Origin of the sequence: Pseudarthrobacter cellobiosi (assembly GCF_023913755.1) — a bacterium.
In the GTDB taxonomy this organism is placed as follows: Bacteria; Actinomycetota; Actinomycetes; order Actinomycetales; family Micrococcaceae; genus Arthrobacter; species Arthrobacter cellobiosi.
In genome coordinates this window covers 614,355-633,164 of sequence record NZ_JAMXBJ010000050.1, presented here as the reverse complement: position 1 = coordinate 633,164, position 18,810 = coordinate 614,355, and the positions used below count along the sequence as shown (strand labels likewise).

At 65.5% G+C, this 18,810-nt stretch carries 17 protein-coding genes and 1 riboswitch; of the genes, 6 read left to right on the top strand and 11 right to left on the bottom strand.

The annotated features are described in order from the left end of the window. Positions 1-5 precede the first annotated feature (5 nt). Positions 6-899: an anti-sigma factor gene (locus tag NG696_RS20475; protein ID WP_252576568.1), complete on the top strand. Its 894-nt coding sequence runs from the start codon at positions 6-8 to the stop codon at positions 897-899. A 69-nt stretch (positions 900-968) separates the two neighbouring features. Next, positions 969-1,379, top strand: coding sequence for a twin-arginine translocase TatA/TatE family subunit (locus NG696_RS20470; RefSeq protein ID WP_252567417.1), 411 nt, complete (start codon positions 969-971; stop codon positions 1,377-1,379). A gap of 31 nt (positions 1,380-1,410) precedes the next feature. Here the strand turns inward: NG696_RS20470 and NG696_RS20465 are convergent, their stop codons facing one another. From NG696_RS20465 to NG696_RS20455, 3 genes are read right to left on the bottom strand one after another with little or no spacing between them, the layout of a single operon-like run. Next, a complete protein-coding gene (locus NG696_RS20465) occupies positions 1,411-2,538 on the bottom strand; it encodes an Mrp/NBP35 family ATP-binding protein (protein ID WP_252567415.1) in 1,128 nt (375 codons plus the stop codon). A gap of 11 nt (positions 2,539-2,549) precedes the next feature. After that, positions 2,550-3,305 (bottom strand): DUF1003 domain-containing protein, encoded by a 756-nt coding sequence (locus tag NG696_RS20460; protein ID WP_252567413.1) that lies wholly within the window; start codon positions 3,303-3,305, stop codon positions 2,550-2,552. Next, a complete protein-coding gene (locus NG696_RS20455; protein WP_056343970.1) occupies positions 3,298-4,581 on the bottom strand; it encodes a magnesium transporter MgtE N-terminal domain-containing protein in 1,284 nt (427 codons plus the stop codon). The genes NG696_RS20460 and NG696_RS20455 overlap by 8 nt, the downstream gene beginning before the upstream one ends. 77 nt (positions 4,582-4,658) lie before the next feature. Here NG696_RS20455 and NG696_RS20450 point away from each other — a divergent pair, with 77 nt between their 5' ends. Beyond that, a complete protein-coding gene (locus NG696_RS20450; protein WP_252576567.1) occupies positions 4,659-5,723 on the top strand; it encodes a YflT domain-containing protein in 1,065 nt (354 codons plus the stop codon). 137 nt (positions 5,724-5,860) lie between these two features. Here NG696_RS20450 and NG696_RS20445 read toward each other — a convergent pair whose 3' ends face one another. The 4 genes from NG696_RS20445 to NG696_RS20430 all read right to left on the bottom strand — a co-directional run bounded on the left by NG696_RS20445 (position 5,861) and on the right by NG696_RS20430 (position 10,961). After that, positions 5,861-6,694: a carbohydrate ABC transporter permease gene (locus NG696_RS20445; RefSeq protein ID WP_252567658.1), complete on the bottom strand. Its 834-nt coding sequence runs from the start codon at positions 6,692-6,694 to the stop codon at positions 5,861-5,863. Positions 6,695-6,774: 80 nt separating this feature from the next. Then, on the bottom strand, positions 6,775-7,761 hold the full coding sequence (locus NG696_RS20440) for a carbohydrate ABC transporter permease (RefSeq protein ID WP_252567409.1): 987 nt from the start codon (positions 7,759-7,761) through the stop codon (positions 6,775-6,777). A gap of 33 nt (positions 7,762-7,794) precedes the next feature. Further along, positions 7,795-9,159 (bottom strand): ABC transporter substrate-binding protein, encoded by a 1,365-nt coding sequence (locus NG696_RS20435; protein ID WP_252567407.1) that lies wholly within the window; start codon positions 9,157-9,159, stop codon positions 7,795-7,797. Positions 9,160-9,362: 203 nt separating this feature from the next. Then, positions 9,363-10,961, bottom strand: a complete 1,599-nt coding sequence (locus NG696_RS20430; protein WP_252576566.1) for an aminopeptidase P family protein — start codon at positions 10,959-10,961, stop codon at positions 9,363-9,365. A gap of 71 nt (positions 10,962-11,032) precedes the next feature. Between NG696_RS20430 and NG696_RS20425 the strand changes: the two genes are divergently transcribed. After that, positions 11,033-11,881 (top strand): PHP domain-containing protein, encoded by an 849-nt coding sequence (locus NG696_RS20425; RefSeq protein WP_252567403.1) that lies wholly within the window; start codon positions 11,033-11,035, stop codon positions 11,879-11,881. Here the strand turns inward: NG696_RS20425 and NG696_RS20420 are convergent, their stop codons facing one another. From NG696_RS20420 to thiE, 4 genes are all read right to left on the bottom strand, one after another. Then, a complete protein-coding gene (locus tag NG696_RS20420) occupies positions 11,882-12,754 on the bottom strand; it encodes a DNA-methyltransferase (RefSeq protein WP_252567401.1) in 873 nt (290 codons plus the stop codon). Positions 12,755-12,762: 8 nt separating this feature from the next. After that, positions 12,763-14,457: a DEAD/DEAH box helicase gene (locus NG696_RS20415; RefSeq protein ID WP_252567399.1), complete on the bottom strand. Its 1,695-nt coding sequence runs from the start codon at positions 14,455-14,457 to the stop codon at positions 12,763-12,765. 291 nt (positions 14,458-14,748) lie between these two features. Continuing rightward, on the bottom strand, positions 14,749-16,254 hold the full coding sequence (locus tag NG696_RS20410) for an RNB domain-containing ribonuclease (protein WP_252576565.1): 1,506 nt from the start codon (positions 16,252-16,254) through the stop codon (positions 14,749-14,751). A 64-nt stretch (positions 16,255-16,318) separates the two neighbouring features. Beyond that, the gene (gene thiE, locus NG696_RS20405; protein WP_252576564.1) at positions 16,319-17,095 is read right to left on the bottom strand and encodes a thiamine phosphate synthase; all 777 of its coding nucleotides are present in this window, start codon (positions 17,093-17,095) and stop codon (positions 16,319-16,321) included. Between the two features lie 27 nt (positions 17,096-17,122). Further along, a riboswitch (TPP riboswitch) is annotated at positions 17,123-17,243 on the top strand. Here thiE and thiO point away from each other — a divergent pair. Next, complete coding sequence (gene thiO, locus NG696_RS20400; protein WP_252576563.1) at positions 17,234-18,577, top strand: glycine oxidase ThiO; 1,344 nt, start codon at positions 17,234-17,236, stop codon at positions 18,575-18,577. (Overlaps the previous riboswitch by 10 nt.) After that, positions 18,574-18,810: a sulfur carrier protein ThiS gene (thiS, locus tag NG696_RS20395; protein WP_252576562.1), complete on the top strand. Its 237-nt coding sequence runs from the start codon at positions 18,574-18,576 to the stop codon at positions 18,808-18,810. The genes thiO and thiS overlap by 4 nt, the downstream gene beginning before the upstream one ends.

The window sequence follows — 18,810 nt, the reverse complement described above, 5'->3', positions numbered from 1 at the left end:
GCACCATGACGCCCCAGAACCCATTCGGCCGCCGGCATCACCGCGGTGCCGACCATGTGCAGACCTGCGCAGAATGTGCAGCGGCGCTGAAGCGTGAACGCCAGTACATCGAGCGGCTCCGTGACGCGGCCGTGCCGCCTGCCAGCGAGGACCTGACGGCCCGGCTGCTGGTCAGGACGCAGCTGCTGGCGGCAGCGGCCGAGCCAGCCCCGAGCCAGTACCGGGCTGCGAGGGTCCTGGCACTCGCAGCCGGCGGGACAGCCGCAGCCGCTGGAATTCTTGCCGTCAGCGCGTTTGCGCTGGCGGGGGACAGCCTGCCTGTCGCCCAAACGGCCATCAGCGGGAGCCTGGTGCAGCATACGGCCCAGCTACCGGCCGACGGCAGGGAGATCAGTGCTCCGCAATTGTTGGCCCTACGCTCTGAAGGCTGGGTCTGTCCGGAACTGGCGTCACTCGGCTTCCACGTCCGGAGCGCCAATGCCATAACGCTGAATGGGCGGCCGGCGGTGGAAATGCACCTGACCGATGGGCAACACTATGCAACCATCGTGGAACAGCATCCCGCGGACGCCGAGAAGCAGTCGGGTCAGGACGCCCAGCAGAACTCCGAACAGATCGCCGGTCAGAACAAGGGGAAGCTGCTGGTCAGCAGGCAGGCGCCCTGGACGGCTACCGTAGAGACCTCGGCAGGCATTTTCACGGTTGAGTCCGACCTCCCGGCGGAGCAGGCTGATGACGCCGTTCCAGTGCTGCAGCGGCTCAGCGTCCTCGCCGTAGAAGGAATCAACGCTGGTGTCAGCACGGCGCCTGCCGACTCCCCGACGACCGCAGCGGACGACTCTCCCGGGGCCCGGTTGGAGCGGGGAATCCGCAAACTCGGGGAGATGCTGGCTCCCTGATGCAGGCACTTTGCGACGCTGGCGGGCAGGAATCGTCAGCGGGGCTCCTGAGAGGGTAATCTTCCTAAAGTGTTTGGAATCAACGGCCCGGAGTTCTTCCTCCTGCTGATCATCGGCATTCTGGTGATCGGTCCGCAGCGCCTGCCCGAATACACCCAGAAACTTGCGAATCTCGTGAAGGAAGTCCGCCGGATGGCCTCCGGTGCCCGGGAGCAGATCAAGGAAGAAGTCGGCATCGACATCGACGATGTCGACTGGAAGAAATACGATCCCCGCCAGTACGATCCGCGGCGCATCATCAAGGAAGCCCTCCTCGACGACGACACCAAGTCCGTCAGTGCTGGAGCGCCAGCAGCGGTGGCTGCGGTTGCCGGTGCAGGGGCGGTTGCCACAGGAGGGACGGCTCCCTCCCGTCCGGAACGTGTAGTCCAGTCGCTGCCTCCGGGCGAACCCGCCCCGTTCGATACCGAAGCCACCTAGGCCCCCGTCGCCTCTGGTGGGCAACGCTGCGTTAACGCGGCTGCAGGCCCAGTTTTATCCCTGTCAGGCCCCTGGGCCTGGCAGCAAGTTTTCCGGCGATTTCGGTCAAAGCAATGGCCGCCGGAGTTTCTGGCCGGCCAAGCACGATGGGCGTGCCGGCGTCGCCGCCTTCCCGCAGCAGGATGTCCAGCGGAATCTGTCCCAGGAGCGGCACATCGGTGCCCACCGTCGTCGTGAGCCGTTCGGCGAGGACCGCCCCACCGCCGCTGCCGAACAGCTCCATCCTCTCGCCGTCGGGCATTTCCAGGTATGACATGTTCTCGATAACGCCGGCCACCGTCTGACCTGTCTGGGTGGCGATGGCACCGGCGCGCTCGGCGACGTCGGCAGCTGCGGCCTGGGGCGTGGTGACCACCAGGATCTCAGCCTTCGGCAGCAACTGGGCCACCGAAATCGCGATGTCACCGGTGCCGGGAGGCAGGTCGAGGAACAGGGCGTCGAGGTCGCCGAAGTAGACGTCCGTCAGGAACTGTTCCAGGGCCCGGTGGAGCATCGGCCCACGCCAGGCAACCGGCTGGTTTCCGGCGACGAACATGCCGATGGAAATCACTTTTACGCCGTAGGCCACCGGCGGCAGGATCATGTCGTCCACCCGGGTGGGCGCCTGCGTGATGCCCATCAGGGCCGGAACCGAGAAGCCATGGACGTCGGCGTCCACAATGCCCACACGGAGGCCTTGGGCGGCCAGGGCGCAGGCAAGGTTGACGGTCAGCGATGACTTGCCCACACCACCCTTGCCGCTTGCCACCGCGAACACCTTGGTCAGGGACCCCGGCTCGTTGAACGGAATCCCGCGCTGCCCGGAGGCGCCGCGGAGCTGTTCCTTCAGGGCGTCCCGCTGGGCCTGGTTCATCACTTTCAGTTCAACCTCGACGGCGGTCACGCCCGGAACTGCGGACAGCGCCTTCTCGGAGTCTGCGGTAATGGTCCCGCGCAGGGGGCAGCCCGCGATGGTCAGCAGGACAGCCAGCCTGACCCGGCCGTCCGCAGCGACATCCACAGACTCCACCATGCCCAGTTCCGTGATGGGACGGCGGAGCTCAGGATCGATCACGGTGGCCAGCGCAGCGTGGACTGCCTGCTCCAGGGAGGCGCTCATGCGGGCGGGGCTCAGCTTTCGGTGGTGGGGATGTGCTTGGGGACGGCCGGGTCCTGGATTGCGGGGTCGGTAGCGGCCGTGTCCTTGGCGACGGTGTCGTAGGCGACATGGCTGGGTTTGACCTTGGGAATCTGCTGCGTGCGGGGGTTCCGCTGTTTGTCGCGCTTTTCCTTCAGCTTTTCCTTGACCTTCTCACGCGGGGACTCATGGCTGCCGGATCCGGCGGGATCGTGGGACCGCAGTTCCTCCTGCGCTTCCAGCATGTCCTCGAGGAGTGTCCGTAGTTCGGCCCGGACGTAGTCCCGGGTGGCAACCTCGCGCAGCGCGATCCTCAGCGACGCCAGCTCCCGGGTGAGATACTCGGTGTCGGCCAGGTTGCGTGCCGCCTGTTGGCGATCCTGCTGGAGGGAGACCCGGTCGCGGTCGTCCTGCCGGTTCTGGGCCAGCAGCAGCAGCGGGGCCGCGTAGGAGGCCTGCAGGGAAAGCATGAGTGTCAGGAGGGTGTAGCCCAGGAGGCGCGAATCGAACTGCCACTCCGCCGGTGCCCACGTGTTCCAGACCAGCCAGATGACGACGAAGACCGTCATATAGACCAGGAACTGCGGCGTGCCCATAAACCGGGCGAAGCCTTCCGTCGCATGGCCGAATGCATCCGGGTCGGGTGAGAACTTCGGCAGGATGCGCTGGCGGCCACTTAGGGGTGTGTCGAGTCCGCCCTTGGCAGCCGCCTTCTTATTGGGATTCTTGGGGGCGCCGGTGTCAGCCAATGCGGCCTCCCAGTTTTCTTATCGGGGCTTCGCCATCATAGGCGCGCCAGTCATCCGGCAACAGATGATCCAAAACGTCATCAACAGTCACCGCCCCCACGAGCCGGCCTGCGTCATTGACCACGGGAAGACAGTTCAGGTTGTAGGTGGCGAGGGTGCGCGCCACCTCGCTGATGTGGGCCTGGTCGGAGACCGGCTCAAGGTTCTTGTCCACGAGGTTGCCCAGGGGTTCCGGCGGCGGGTAGCGGAGCAGTTGCTGGATGTGCACAACGCCCAGGAACCGTCCCGTGGGGGTTTCCAACGGGGGCCGGGTGATGAAGATGGACGAGGCGAGGGCGGGGGAGAGTTCCTCACGGCGGACGTGGGCCAGTGCCTCGGCGACGGTTGCCTCCGGGGGGAGGATCACCGGAACAGGCGTCATCAGGCCACCGGCGGTGTCCTCGTCGTATTCGAGGAGCCGCCTGACGTCCTCGGCGCCTTCGGGTTCCATGAGGCGGAGAAGCTCCTCCGCCTGTGCAGAAGGGAGTTCGGCGAGGAGGTCGGCGGCGTCGTCGGGGTCCATTTCCTCCAGGACGTCCGCCGCGCGTTCGACGTCGAGGGCGGAGAGGATCTCCACCTGGTCGTCTTCGGGCATTTCCTGCAGCACGTCGGCCAGGCGTTCGTCCTGGAGTTCGCTGGCCACTTCGAAGCGGCGTTTGTCGCTCATTTCCTGCAGAGCCTCGGCGAAGTCTGCGGGTTTGAGGTCCTCGTGGTTGGCCACGAACTGGGTGGCTGCCTGGGGTTCGGTGCGGGCACCTTGGAGGGCGTCGGCCCAGTCGATGATCATGGTCTCGTTCCGGCGCAGCCGGCTGAGCGGGGACAAGGAGTGGCCCCGGCGGACGAACAGCTTGCTCACGAACCAGTCGCGGGACCGGTGCTGGTCCATGGCGATGTCCTCGATGGTGGCGTCGCCGCTGCCGTCCCGGAGAGTGACGCGGCGGTCGAACATTTCCGCGACCACCAGCGTCTCGGCGCCGCGCTGCTCAAAGCGCCGAAGGTTGACCAGGCCCGTACAGATGATCTGTGTCTGGTCGATGGAGGTAATACGTGTCATCGGCACAAAGACGCGCTTTTTGCCGGGAACTTCGACGACGATGCCCACCACGTGCGGGGCGCCGCGGCTGCCACGCGAGAGCACCACCACATCGCGCAACCTGCCCAGGCGGTCGCCCAAAGGGTCGAAGACGTCAAGACCCAGCAGGCGGGCCACGAAGACGCGCGAAAGATTTGTGCTCACGTCTACAGGCTACCGAGTCTGCTCTCTTTTAGCTGAATTTACAGGCGGCATACATGCTGATGGGCAAGAATGGGTGTATGTCAAACATTTTTGGTGCTCCCAAGGCCGGTGGCCCCAGTGGGCCCGACGACGCCCGCACGGTGCCCACCGGTGACACCGTAGGCTCGTACACCTCTTACTTGGATGCCCAGAAGGCGGTGGACTACCTCGCCGACCAGCAGTTCCCGGTCCAGATGGTTTCCATCGTGGGCAACGAACTTAAGATGGTTGAGCGGGTGACCGGCCGCCTCAGCTACCCTCGGGTGGCTCTCTCCGGGGCGCTCAGCGGTATGTGGTTCGGCCTCTTCGTGGGCGTCATGCTTTCCTTCTTCGCACCATCGCCCGGCTATTTCTCCATCCTGGCGTCTGTGCTGATGGGGGCTGCCTTCTTTATGCTGTTCGGCATCGTCACCTATGCCATGCAGCGCGGAAAGCGGGATTTCACCTCCACCAGCCAGGTGGTGGCCACCAGCTACGACGTTGTGGTATCGGTGGAAGCTGCCCATGATGCGCGCCGGCTGCTCCAGCAACTGCCCATGACCCGCTCGGACGCAGCAGCCGCCCCATACAATCCCCAGGGCTACCAGAACCAGCAGTACGGCCAGACGGGTCAGACGGGCCAGACGGGTCAGACGGGCCAGACGGGTCAGCAGCCCGGCCAGCCGGGCCAGCCGGGCCAGACGGGTCAGCAGCCCGGCCAGCCGGGCCAGACGGGCCAGCAGCCCGGCCAGCCGGGCAATCAGCCTGGTCAGGGACCCGCACGCCCTGCCAGTTGGAATGACCCCTACGGACAGCAGGGTGCCGGTAGGTCGGGCCAAGGGACAGCCCAAGGCGTGGGCCAGGCTGCCGGCCCGGACCAGGGCACGCAGCCGGAGGCAGCGGCCCAGCCGGCGAAGGCTCCCGCTGCCGCCGTCCGCTACCCGGACCTCCCTGACGGCCGGCCGCAGTACGGCGTCCGTGTCTCAGACCAGGCCACCACAGGCCAGCCCGGCACCGAACAGCCCGGCACAGAACAGACCGGCTCAGAGCAGCCCGCCGCAGATCGGTCCCGGGCGCACTCCCAGCCTGACTCCTCCAAGGACTCCGGCGAATCCACACCCTAAGCGGCGCCGCCGGAGGCCAGATTGACCCACGGCCAGATTGACCCACGGCCCGAGGGACAAGGCCCGCAATAAACAAACAACTCCGACCGGAACAGCAATGCTGTATCGGGCGGAGTTGTCTGTTATTCGAAGCTGTCTTACTTGACGCTGCCGGCTGTCAAGCCGCCAACGAGGTATTTCTGGAACATGAAGTACAGCACCACCACAGGGACGGCACAAACCAGCGAAGCTGCCATCAACTGCGAGTACACGGGGATTGCTCCGCCCTCGACCGCGGACGCGAACACCTGCAGCGCAACTGCGGCTGTGTGCGTGTCCGGGCGGGTGAATACCGACGCGAACAGCACGTCATTCCAGCCCAGCAGGAAGGCGAAAATCGCGGAAACGATGATTCCGGGCCAGCTGAGCGGAATGATGATCCGGAACAGGATCCCGAGGTTTGAGGCGCCGTCAATGCGCGCCGCTTCCTCCAGTTCCCGCGGCAGACCGCGGAGGTAGGTGACCATCACCCAGGTTGAGAACGGCAGCGCGAACGTCAGGTAGGCGATAAACAGGCCCCAGAGCGTGCCGATGACGGTCACGCCCAAATAGGTGCCGGCGGAGGAGAAGAGCACAAAGACCGGCAGGAGCATCAGGGTTCCCGGGACGGACTGGAGACCCAGCAGCCCTCGCAGCACCGTCAGGCGCCCGCGGAACTCAAACCGGACCAGCACGTAGGCCGTGCCGATAGCCATAATGGCCGAGACGACTGCCGTGGCCCCGGAAACTATCAGGCTGTTGCCGATGGCTTTCGCCAGCCCCACGGAATCCCAGATCTTGGTGTAGCTGTCCAAAGAGAAGCTGCTCGGCCAGAACTCGCCGCTGGCGACTCCCACATCCGTGTTCAGCGAGGCCAGGAAGATATACACGATCGGGATGAGGACCAAGGCGCAGAGCAGGACAGTCAGGGTGGCCAGCAGTGGCCTCGGCATAAGGCGTGTGACCTCCAGGGCCGCGTCACGCCGGATGGGCTGCTTCTTCTGCTGCTCGATCGGGTTTGCCGCGTCGATGGTCATTTCTTTCCTCCTTCGTGCACATCAAGCCGGACTGCGCGCAGGTAGATGAAGAGCGGAATGGCGATCAGGATCAGCGAAACGACCGCCATGGCGGCGCTGAGGCCAAACCGGAAGCTCTGGAAGCTGGTGACGTAAACCAGGATCGGCAGCACATTCACATCCGATGGTGCCGGCGCACCAAACAGGACATAGGGCAGAGTGAAGTTGTTGATGTGGTTCAAGGTAGCAAGCAGGAAGGCGAGCGAAACCGGTCCCTTCAGGTAAGGGAAGATCACGTACCGCAGCTTGTTCCACCACAGTGCCCCGTCCAGGGCCGACGCCTCGTGGACCTCGTGGTCCACTGCCTGCAGGCCGGATAGCGCCAGCAGGTAGATGAACGGCCAGGCCGCCCAGATTTCCACCCACACCAGGGTCCAGTACGCGTTCGGACCGTTAAGCCATAATCCGCCATCCATTCCCATGTTGGTCAGCGTCACATTCACGATTCCATCCGGCTGCAGCATGGTCCGCCACACGCTGGCAACCACAAACGACGGCAGGACGTAGGGGATCAGGAAGACGGACCGCACCACGGCACGGCCGCGGTAGGCGTTCTGGGTGACGACGGCGGCGGCCACGCCCAGGGGTATGGTCACCACCGTGGAAATCACCGCGAAGGAAACAGAAAGCCAGATGGAGCGAAGCAATTCGCTGCTGACCGCCGCTTCAATGAAATTCTGGATGCCAATGAATTCGGCACTGACCCATTGGCGAAGGGTGTACTGATCCAGATCGATCAGTGACATCCAGATGCCCATGGCCAGGGGGACGAGGATGACAATCGTCATCAGCAGTCCGCCGGGAATCAGGAGCCAAAGAGGCCGGTTCCTCTCGCTGAGCCCCTTTCGTCGCTTCCCAGGGGGTGTGGTTTCGCCGGGTCCGGCGGCCGCCCCGGCCACCGGACTGCTGTCCGACGGCCGGGGCTCGGTAACGCTGCTAGCCATTTTCCGTAACCTTCCGCAGTTGGTGGGCCGGTCTTACTTCTTGGCCCGGTCCAGTGCGGTCTGCGATTTGGCCTGTTCGTCCTTGAGCCGCTGGGACAGGTTGGATTCGCTGACTGCTCCGGAGGAAAGATCCGGAATGGACTGGACAACTACGTTGGTCAGCGACAGCTGGACATCGCCCCACGCACCGCTGAAGGGCGTCGCTACGGACTTGGCTCCCGACTCAAGGGCCGGCGCAATCACTTCATTGGTGGCGAGTTCCTTCGCGGCTTCCTGGTTGGCGGGAAGCTGGCCGAAGACCTTGAAGTAATTGAGCTGGACGTCCTTGTTGGTGATCATCTTGATGAACGCGAAGGCCAGGTCCTTCTGCTTCGAGTAGTCAGCTACCACGAGGTTGTCGCCGGACAGAATACTGGCGGCCGGCTTACCGTCCGAAGGGTTGGAGGTCTCGCCCGGGGGAACGGTGGGCATCAGGGCGTACTTGTACTTGCCCTTGACCGCGGAGGCATCCAGCGCGGGGATGGACAGCGGTGAGGTCATGGGGAAGTAGGCTGCCTTGCCGGCGGCGAAGGCGGCCAGGGCCTGCGGGTTGGCCCAGCCAACGGCGGAGGGGTCAACTACCTTGTCCTTGGTCACCCAACCGAAGTAGGTCTCGTAGGCCTTCTTGGTGATGGGGTCATCGAGACGGACCTTGCTTCCGTCGATGATGGGATTGCCGGCCTGGATGGACATGCCCCAGATGTACTTCCAGGGATCGAAGTTGTCCTTGTAGGCCACCGCAACACCGTACTGGTCGCCCTTCGTGAGCTTCTTTGCCTGCTCGGTGAACTCGTCCCAGGTGGTGGCAGGCTTTTCAATGCCGGCAGCAGCCAGCAGCTCGGTGTTGTAGGCCATCACGAACGGCCGGCTCACGAACGGGATACCGATCTGGTTGCCCTGATCCGGACCGGAAATGCCGAGCGCCGCGGGAACGAACTTGTCCTTGCCGCCGAGCTGGTTCCACTCGTTGTCACCGAGTTTCACAAAGGCCCCGGTGGAGTACGCCGTGGGGGTGAAGGTGGTGCCGAGTCCGTAGACGTCAGGTCCCTGCCCCGAGACGACTGATGTCTGGATCCGGGTCATCTCGTCATTGGCGGTGGCGAACGTCTCCCACTGGATGTCTGCCCCGGTTTCCGTCTTGAACTTGGCGCTCATTTCCTTGAACCAGGCCTGCTGTTCCTGGGGGTACTGCGCGGTGACGTTCATCAGGACGTTGAGGGTTTTTCCTGTGCCGTCCACCTTGCCGCCCGAGGCGCCGGAGGTCGCACCGCCCGAGCCGCCAGAGCCGCCGCACGCGGCAAGCATAAGAACGGAAATGGCCGCTGCGGCGATAGTGCCGATGCGACGCGGTTTAGACATACCCATGAGGCTTCTCCTTTGAAGACGTACATTGCGGCAGAGATCCGAGACTAAAATTCAGTCTACGATTTTCTTTCTCTGCGGCTAGCGTATTCATCAACGCCAACTCTTGGCAAGCGATTGCCAAGAACTGTTATGAGAGCTTCATCAAGGGGTATGGCGTCCAGCGCATCCCTGCGGAGATGCGCTGGACGCAACGACCTCTAGCGGATGTGGCCGCTTGCCAAGCCGCCCTCCAGCTCTTGGTAGATGCCTGCCATCCAGGACTCGACGTCGTCGGCCTTGCGGGGCAGCGCGGCGCTGAGGTTCACGGGACCATCGGCCGTCATCAGGATGTCGTCCTCGATCCGCACTCCAATGCCGCGGTACTCAGCCGGGATGGCCAGGTCCTCGTTCTTGAAATACAGGCCGGGTTCGATGGTGAAGACCATGCCCTCCGTGAGGATGCCGTCGAGGTACAGTTCGCGCTTTGCCTGGGCACAGTCGTGGACATCCAGGCCAAGGTGGTGACTGGTGCCGTGCGGCATCCAGCGGCGGTGCTGCTGGCCTTCCGGGCTGACGGCTTCCTCGACACTCACCGGGAGCAGCCCCCACTCGGCGAGGCGTTCCGCCAACACGGTGGTCGCGGCGGTGTGGATGTCCCGGAACCTGGCACCTGGCTGGGCAGCGGCGAATCCGGCGTCGGCAGCATCCAGGACTGCCTCGTAAACCTTGCGCTGGACTGCGGTGAATGCGCCGTTGACCGGCAGTGTGCGGGTGACGTCTGCGGTGTAGAGCGAGTCCGCTTCAACGCCGGCGTCCAGCAGCAGCAGTTCGCCGGCGTTGATCCTGCCGGTGTTCCGCGTCCAGTGCAGGACTGTGGCGTTGTTGCCGGCGGCGGCGATGGTGTCGTAGCCCAGTTCGTTGCCTACCTCGCGGGCACGGGCAAAGAACGCGCCTTCCACCACGCGCTCGCCGCGGGCATGGGTCAGGGCGCGGGGCAGGGCCTTGACTACCTCCACGAAGCCCTCGACAGTCGCAGCTACTGCAGTCATCATCTGTTCGATTTCCCACTCATCCTTCAGGAGGCGGAGTTCAGACAGCGCTTCGGAAAGCTTTTCATCCAGTGCATCCAGGACAGCCAGGTCCAGGTTGTCCGGGTCCTTGGCAGTGTTGTACCGGGCAGTATCCACCAGGGCGTCGATGTTCTCGTCTACCTTGCGCACCAGTCGGATCGAGATGCCGCCGATCTCCGGGGCACCCACGTTCTTGGTGATCGCGGATTCAAGTCCATCGATGTGGGCGGTGGCCAGGCCCAGGCGCGCTTTGAACTCGGCCAGGGTGGGCCGTGCACCGATCCAGAACTCGCCGGAACGGGAGTCAGCGTAGAACTGTTCTGTATCCCGGTCGGCCAGCGGACGGAAGTACAGCGTGGCACGGTGGTGACTGCCGCCGTCGCCCTTTCCTTCACCGGCCGGTTCCAGAATGAGCACGGCGTCCGGCTCATGGTCCAGGCCCAGCCCGGTGAGATGCGCGAAGCCGGAATGCGGACGGAACCGGTAGTCGCAGTCGTTGGAGCGGACCTTCAGCGGACCGGCGGGGATGACCAGGCGTTCGCCTTTGAACTTCTCTGAGATGGCCTTGCGCCGGGCCGCGGCGTAGTTGGCCACGGCGTCGAGCGCCGGCAGGTGCTGCCCGGACGGCGCCCAGTTACTGGCCATAAAGGCCTTGAAGGCAGCGGAACTGGGCCGCTGAGAGCGGTTGTTGACGCGCTCGTCGAGGGGCTGGGAGGCAGAGGTCGGGGTGTTTTCGGCATCGTTCACGGCACCATCGTCTCACCGGCACCGAGCCGGGGGCCAATACCGGCGCGGACGCGGTCAACTAGGCTGGGCAAGTGAGGATTGACCTGCATGCCCACTCGAACGTTTCGGACGGCACCGAAACCCCCGCCGACGTGATGGCTTCGGCTGCCCGGGCGGGCCTGGACGTGGTGGCACTAACCGATCACGACTCCACGGACGGCTGGGCTGAAGCGTCCCTCGCGGCGTTGGAAAACGGGGTGGCACTGGTCCCAGGCATGGAGGTCTCCTGCCGGACCGGGCAGGGCATCAGCGTGCATCTGCTGAGCTACCTGCACGATCCTGACCACCCGGGGCTGCTTGAAGAGATCACCAAGGCCAAGGACGCGCGCCTCACCCGGGCCGAACGGATGGTGACCCTGCTCGCCGAGGACTACCCGCTGACGTGGGACGACGTCATCCACCATGTGGCTCCCGGGGCTACGCTGGGCCGGCCGCACATCGCTGATGCTTTGGTGGCGGCCGGCGTGGTGGCAGACCGCTCGGAGGCGTTCACGTCCATCCTGACGTCCCATTCGCGCTACTTTGTCCAGCACTACGCACCCGACCCGGCCACCGCCGTCGAACTGGTCCGTGCCGCTGGTGGCGTTCCCGTGTTCGCCCACCCCGTGGCGTCGGGCCGCGGTCGGATCGTGGGGGAGCGAACCTATCGGGACATGATCGATGCAGGCTTGGCAGGGCTGGAGATCGACCATCGGGACAATCCGGAGGAAGGGCGGGAATTCCTGCGTGGGCTCGCCGCCAAGCACGGACTGCTGATCACGGGTTCTTCGGATTACCACGGCACAGGAAAACCGAACCTGCTCGGAGAAAACCTCACCACCGCGGACGTGCTGGCACGGATTGAGGAGCTGGGCACGGGAACCGCAGTCGTCCGTCCCTGATCAGTTGGGCGGGAACGACGTAAAGGTTGCCTTGGCACCCAACCGCTTGGCCATCACGTCGATGGCCGGCTGGTTCTGGTCCACACACACGAACTTCCGGTCCAGTTTGGCCGCCACGGCGCCCAGGGTTCCGGAACCGGCGAAGAAGTCCAGGCACCAGTCACCGGGCCGGCTTGACGCCGTCACCACACGGCGGATGAGGCCCTCGGGCTTCTGCGTGGGGTAGCCGGTCTTTTCCTTGCCTGTGGGGGAGACGATGGTGTGCCACCAGACGTCGGTGGGCAGCTTCCCGAGTTCCCGCTTCGCCGGTGTCACCAGGCCCGGTGCCATGTACGGCTCGCGGTCCACCTCGGCGTTGTCGAAGTGGTATTTCGCCGGGTTCTTGACGTACACGAGGATGTTGTCGTGCTTGGTGGGCCAGCGGTACTTGGCCCGGGCACCGTAGTCGTACGCCCAGATGATCTCGTTGAGGAAGCACTCACGGCCGAAGATCGCGTCAAGCATCACCTTGGCGTAATGGACTTCCCGGTAGTCCAGGTGGAGGTACAGCGTGCCGTCGTCAGCCAGCAGCCGCCAGGCCTCCACGAGCCGGGGTTCCAGGAATGACCAGTAGTCACTGAAGGCGTCATCGTACCGGTGCAGGGCGCCCTTGATGGTGTCGTAGGAACGCCCCTTGAAGCCCACGCGGTCGCCGTCACCGTCTGTGTTCAGCACCATCCGCGTTTCCTGGCGCTTCTGGACCCTGCCGGTGTTGAACGGCGGGTCAACGTATATCAAGGTGAAGGCGCCGTCCGGCAGCGAGGGGAGGAACTCCGCGTTGTCCGCGTGAACCACCAGGTTGCTGCCGTCCGGCGCCCAGACGGTGTCAGTCATCGAGGCGGTTATGCCTCGGTGCTGCGCTGCTGCGGGCCGTTGTCGGCACCGGCCACCACTTCGCCGTTGCGGCGGCGGGTGCGGGTCCGGCTGCGGCGGGCACGGGGGTCCACTTCGCCTTCGGCCGGAGCCGCAGCAGCCGGTTCGGGGGCGGGGCTGGTGCCGGCGGTCGCCGCATCAGAGGTACGACGACGGCGGTCACCGGAGCGTCCGCCGGGCTCGCCGGTGCGGCGGCTGCTGCTGTCGCGAGCACCGGAGCGGCCGGCGTCGCGGTTGCCGTCGCGCCCGCTGTCACGGCCACCGCTGGGACGGGTGTTCTTTTTGCCGGTCTCGCCCAGGTCCTCGAGGACCTCGGCGTCGACGCCGGCCAGCACACGCTTGTTGCGGGGCAGGCGGCCCTTGGTGCCTTCCGGAATATCCAGCTCTTCGTAAAGGTGCGGGGAGGAGGAGTACGTTTCCACGGGCTCCGGGACGCTGAGCCCCAAGGCCTTGTTGATCAGGCCCCAGCGCGGCATATCGTCCCAGTCAACGAAGGTCACTGCTGTGCCCTTGTTGCCCGCGCGGCCGGTACGGCCCACACGGTGCAGGTAGATCTTTTCGTCCTCAACGCACTGGTAGTTGATGACGTGCGTGACGTCGTCGACGTCGATGCCGCGGGCGGCGACGTCAGTGGCCACCAGGACGTCCACCTTGTTGTTGCGGAAGGCACGGAGCGCCTGCTCGCGGGCGCCCTGGCCAAGGTCACCGTGGATGGCAGCGGCGGCGAAGCCACGGTCCACAAGCTCCTCGGCAACCTTCGCGGCGGTGCGCTTGGTTTTGGTGAAGATGATGGTCCGGCCGCGTCCGCGTGCCTGCAGGATGCGGGCCACAACTTCGATCTTGTCCATGCTGTGGGCACGGTAGATGAGCTGGCGGATGTCGCGCTTGGTGAGGCCCTCGTCGTCCGGATCAGCGGCCCGGATATGGGTGGGCTGCGTCATGTAGCGGCGGGCCATGGCGATGACCGGGCCCGGCATCGTGGCGGAGAACAGCAGGGTCTGGCGGACTGCAGGGGTACCGGCGATGAGGGTTTCCACGTCCGGCAGGAATCCGAGGTCCAGCATTTCATCGGCCTCGTCAAGGATGACCATCTTGACGTTCTTGAGGACGAGGTGCTTCTGCTTGTAGAGGTCGATGAGGCGGCCGGGGGTTCCGACGACCACCTCGACGCCGTTCTGCAGGGCTTCCACCTGGGGCTCGTAGGCACGGCCGCCGTAGATGGTGGTGATGCGGGCGTTCCGCCTGCGGGATGCGTTCTGGAGATCATTGGCCACCTGGACGGCCAGCTCGCGCGTCGGCACGATGACCAGGGCTTGAGGTGCACCCGGAACGGCGAGCTTGTCGTAGCCGGCGTCGTCCGGACCCACCACGCGCTGCAGCGCGGGAATGCCGAAGCCGAGGGTTTTGCCGGTGCCGGTCTTGGCCTGCCCGATGATGTCGTGGCCCGAAAGCGCCACCGGCAGGGTCATGGCCTGGATGGGGAAGGGGTGGGTGATCCCGGCGTCGGCGAGGGACTCCACGATGTCGGCGCGGACGTTGTAGTCAGCGAAGGATTTCTCCTCGATCTCGTGCGGCTTCTCGTCCGAGATGATGGTTTCTTCGGGTTCGATCGTCTCGATGCCGGAGTCGTCAGTCAGGATCTGGTGGGTATGCAATTCACTCACAGGGGAGTTTCCTTATTCATTTGGGCATTGGCGCTGCCTGCTCAACGGGCCGGCCAACGTGGCCGTTCCGGAGCACGCTCTGGCGCGCAAGCAAATCCAGTGGAAGCCGATCGCGGGCTATCAAAATGCTGGCACTGGTGACCAACGGGTGCATCTCAAGATCGCGTAGGGGCGGGCTTGTTGAATTCAAATCAAGGAAATCAACGACCGGGCATCCATATCTACTTCTTCAGTCTAGCCGCACGGACCCTGAATCCCGGCTTTGGGCCGATCAGGCAGCGCGGAAATCATTCAGGCCAGCAACTCAAAGTGGACCTCGCGGGCGGCGATATCGGAGGAGATCAGGCGGACCCGCACCTTGGTGCCGGATTCCAGGTCGCCGCCGCACCGGGCCGTCACGGCGGGTTTGGCGATCTGGATGATCCCCGAGGGGCCATTCCCGTTTTTTGCGGCACCGTTCTTGGTGCCGTTGCCGTTTTTCCCGTTGCCGTTGCCGTTGTCCTTCTGCGGCTTGGAGCCGGAGATCACGATCGCATCGAATTCCTGGCCCACATGGTTGACCAGGAGCGCGGCCTCCACAGTGTCCAGCGCCATGCGTTCCATCCGCGATGCCAGCTGGTCGGATCCGGCCATGATCTCCGGCAGGGACGGCAGGGCTTCCCGCGCCCAGTCCGGTACTGGCTTGCCGTTGCTCAGGGCTTCGCAGATCACCAGGACAAAGCGGTCGATAAGGCGTCGGAGTGGTGCTGTGGTGTGGGCATAGGCGGCGCCGATGGCGGACTGGATGGCGTCTTCCGGGACTGTGCCGTCGAACGCCGTGTAGCTGGCGCCGCGGAACAGCATACCGGCGGAGTGCAGGATGGCCAGTTGCCGGGGCTCTGTCGGATCAAGGCTGCGGAGGTATTCGCCGTAGCTGATCTTGCCGTCCCACGGCTTGCCCAAGGCCTCGGTCTGGAGGCGGAAGTGACGCAGGGAGCGCTCATCCGGCGCGGGCATGGTCCGCAGGATGCCCACTTTTCCCGCCAACATCAGGTTTGCCGCCGCCATCCCCGTCATCAGGGAGATCTGGGCGTTCCAGTCCTCCACCGGCAGCTGCGGTGCAGCGGCAATCCGGTAGCCGCCGTCGGGCAGTTGCACGATTTCCTGCTCCGGCATGTTCAGGCTGGCGCCGCCGCGCTGTCGCTCCAGTTCAACGCGCTTGAGCCCCACTTCCTTCAGGAGCTGCAGGACAGGACCGGCCGTCCCGGCGTCGAATTCGGCCTGGACCCCCTTGTAGCTCAGCTTGGCACGGCTGCGGATGGTTGCCCTCTGGACGCTCACAGTGGAGACCTGCGCGGCGTCGTCCAGCCCGAACTCCCACACGTAGGCGGAACACAGCTGCCCGGCCAAGAGGCTGCCGGCACCTTCGCTGATGACTTCCGGGTGCAGCGGGATACGGCCGTCAGGGGCGTAGAACGTCTGGCCGCGGCGCCGGGTCTCCGCGTCCAGTCCGCCGCCGGGGCGCACAAAGGACGGCACGTCAGCGATGGCGTAAAGCACCCGGTAGCCCGTGCTCGCACGCTCGATGAACAACGCCTGGTCCAGGTCAGTGGACGACGCCGGATCGATGGTGAGGAAGTCCACGTCCGTCAGGTCAGCGCCCGGCAATTCGTGTGCGGCCACTGCCGCTTCCGCGTCCCGGACCGCCTCCGCCGGGTATGGCCCCGGCAGTTCCAGCTCGGTACGCAGGGCGCTCAGCGCCGCCGCGAGGTCGTTGGTTTGCTCGTGGACATTGGGGGCCAACCTATGATGTGACACGAAAGTCAGGTTAGCTCGATTTCCACGGATCGTGCACGCCGGCCGTCCGCCACGCGGAGGATTGTCAGGACGCGCCCGCGTCCAGGGCGGCCAGGAGTGCCGCGGCCGCCGCTGCGGGGTCGGAGGCTTCGGTGATGGCACGCACCACAACAACCCTGCCGGCGCCGGCCTCCACCACCTGCTCCACGTTGCCGAGATCGATGCCTCCGATGGCAAACCAGGGCAGCGTGGCCTGGGTTCCACCGGCAGCGCGGACTGCTTCGGCCGCGTACCGCACCAGGTCGAGGCCGACGGCGGCCCGGCCCGGTTTCGTCGGAGTGGCCCAGACCGGTCCTACGCAGAAGTAGTCCAGGCCGCTTTGGTCAGTCAGCCCACCGGACAGCCGGATGGCGCCTTCGATCTGCTCGGCGGTGTGGGTGGAAAGGCCGATCGCTGCGGGTGGGCCGAGGAGCGTGCGGGCGGAAGCGACCGGCAGGTCTTTCTGCCCGATGTGGAAGACGGGGGCGCCGGACAGTAGCGCGATATCGGCACGGTCGTTGACGGACCACAGCTTTCCGTGGCGTTCGGCCGCGGCCTGAAGCACGGCCAGCAGCTCCAGCTCCTCCGCCGCCTCGATCGCCTTGTCCCGGAGCTGGATGATGTCCACGCCGCCGGCAAACGCCGCGTCCACAAACTCGCCAAAGTCCCCGCGGTCCCGGCGCGCGTCGGTGCACAGGTACAGCCTGGCGCTGTGCGGGAGGCCGGTGTTTATGCCGCCGGCGGGGTCTGTTCCGGTCAAGGATTCGGGAGCGGCGGAGGGGGCGGAGGGCCTGCCTGCAGCGGCGAAGGATTGCGCGTTCATGGAAACCAGCCTAAGTCCCCTAAACTGGGCGGGTACTGCGGGAGCCCGTTGCAGCCGTCACAAAGCGGCCGGGCTGAGAGGGCGTCAGAGCCGACCGCTTGACCTGATCCGGCTAGTACCGGCGTAGGGAAGGAACATATGCCCCCCGCAATAAGCAGCCCACCCGAGACCGCATCAGCCAGCCCGGCCGTCCTGCACGCCGACGTGGCCGTCATCGGCGGCGGAGTCATCGGCCACGCCATAGCCTGGGAGGCCCGGCGATCCGGCCGTTCCGTCGTGCTGATCGATGACGCGCCCGGGAACGGCGCCAGCTGGGCAGCCGCCGGCATGCTGGCCCCTGTGAGCGAACTGCACTACCAGGAGGAAGACCTCCTTGAGCTGATGCTGGCATCCTCCGGCCTGTGGCCTGCCTTTGCGGCGGACCTCGCCCTGGCCGGGGCTGGCGATACCGGATATCTGACGACGCCGACGCTCGCCATCGGCGCGGACGCTGCGGACCGCCGCGCGCTGATGGACCGCCGGGCCGTGCAGCAGGCCAGCGGCCTGGTGGTGGAACCCCTGACTGTCCGTGAGGCCAGGACGAGGGAATCCCTACTTAGCCCGGCCATATCCTGCGCCCTGGACATCCCCGCCGACCACCAGGTGGATCCACGGAAACTGGTGGCGTGCCTCCAGGAAGTCCTGGCCGTCCACGAACCGGGAGCAGGAACGGCCGTGGCAGGTGCCCGCGGGGGATTCGCCGTTGACCAACGGGCTGCTTCCCTTCTTTGGGAGGACGGCCGCGTCACTGGGGTGAGGCTCGCCCACGGCGGAAGTGTCCGGGCCGGGGAGACCATCGTGGCCAACGGATTGCAGGCGGGGTCGCTGGATGGCCTCCCGGTTGGACTGCACCTGCCCCTGCGGCCCGTCTACGGTGACATCCTGCGCCTTGCTGTTCCGGAGCACCTGCGTCCGCTCCTCACCTCGACGGTCCGTGGAATGGTCCATGGCGTGCCGGTCTACATCGTTCCCCGGCAGGACGGCACGGTGGTGATCGGGGCAACGCAGCGAGAAGATGCGCTCGCCGGGACGGGCGACGCTGCTGTCTCGGCCGGCGGCGTGTACCAGTTGCTGCGTGACGCCCAGGTCCTGGTGCCGGCCGTCTCGGAGCTGGAACTCCTGGAATGCACGGCACGGGCAAGGCCGGCGACCCCGGACAACGCCCCTCTCCTCGGCCGCGTACGGGCTTCCGCACCAAGGACGGGGAACACAGCGAACATTGCCGGGCTGATTGTTGCCACCGGATTTTTCCGCCACGGAGTGCTGCTTGCTCCGGCGGCGGCGGCCATCTGCCGGGACCTGCTGGACGGCCGGTCGGACCCCCGATGGGGGGCCCTCAGCCCGGCCCGCTTTTCAGGAAAGCACCACGTAGCCGGAACACAGTCGCCGCGTAAGGACATCAGCAGCACGAAGGACCTCGACACACAGAAGGAATCAGCATGAACATCACCCTCAACGGCTCGCGCCATTCCGTGGCGGACGACGCGTCCATCACCACCCTCATCAGCCAGATCACTGGCCGTCCCCTCGCGGCCAACGGCCAGGCGACAGACGGGCAGAAACTCGGCGTCGCCGTCGCCCATAACTCCGAAGTAGTACCCCGCAGCCAGTGGTTCGTCACGACGCTCGCCGAAGGTGACGACGTCGAACTGGTCACAGCAGTCCAGGGAGGCTGA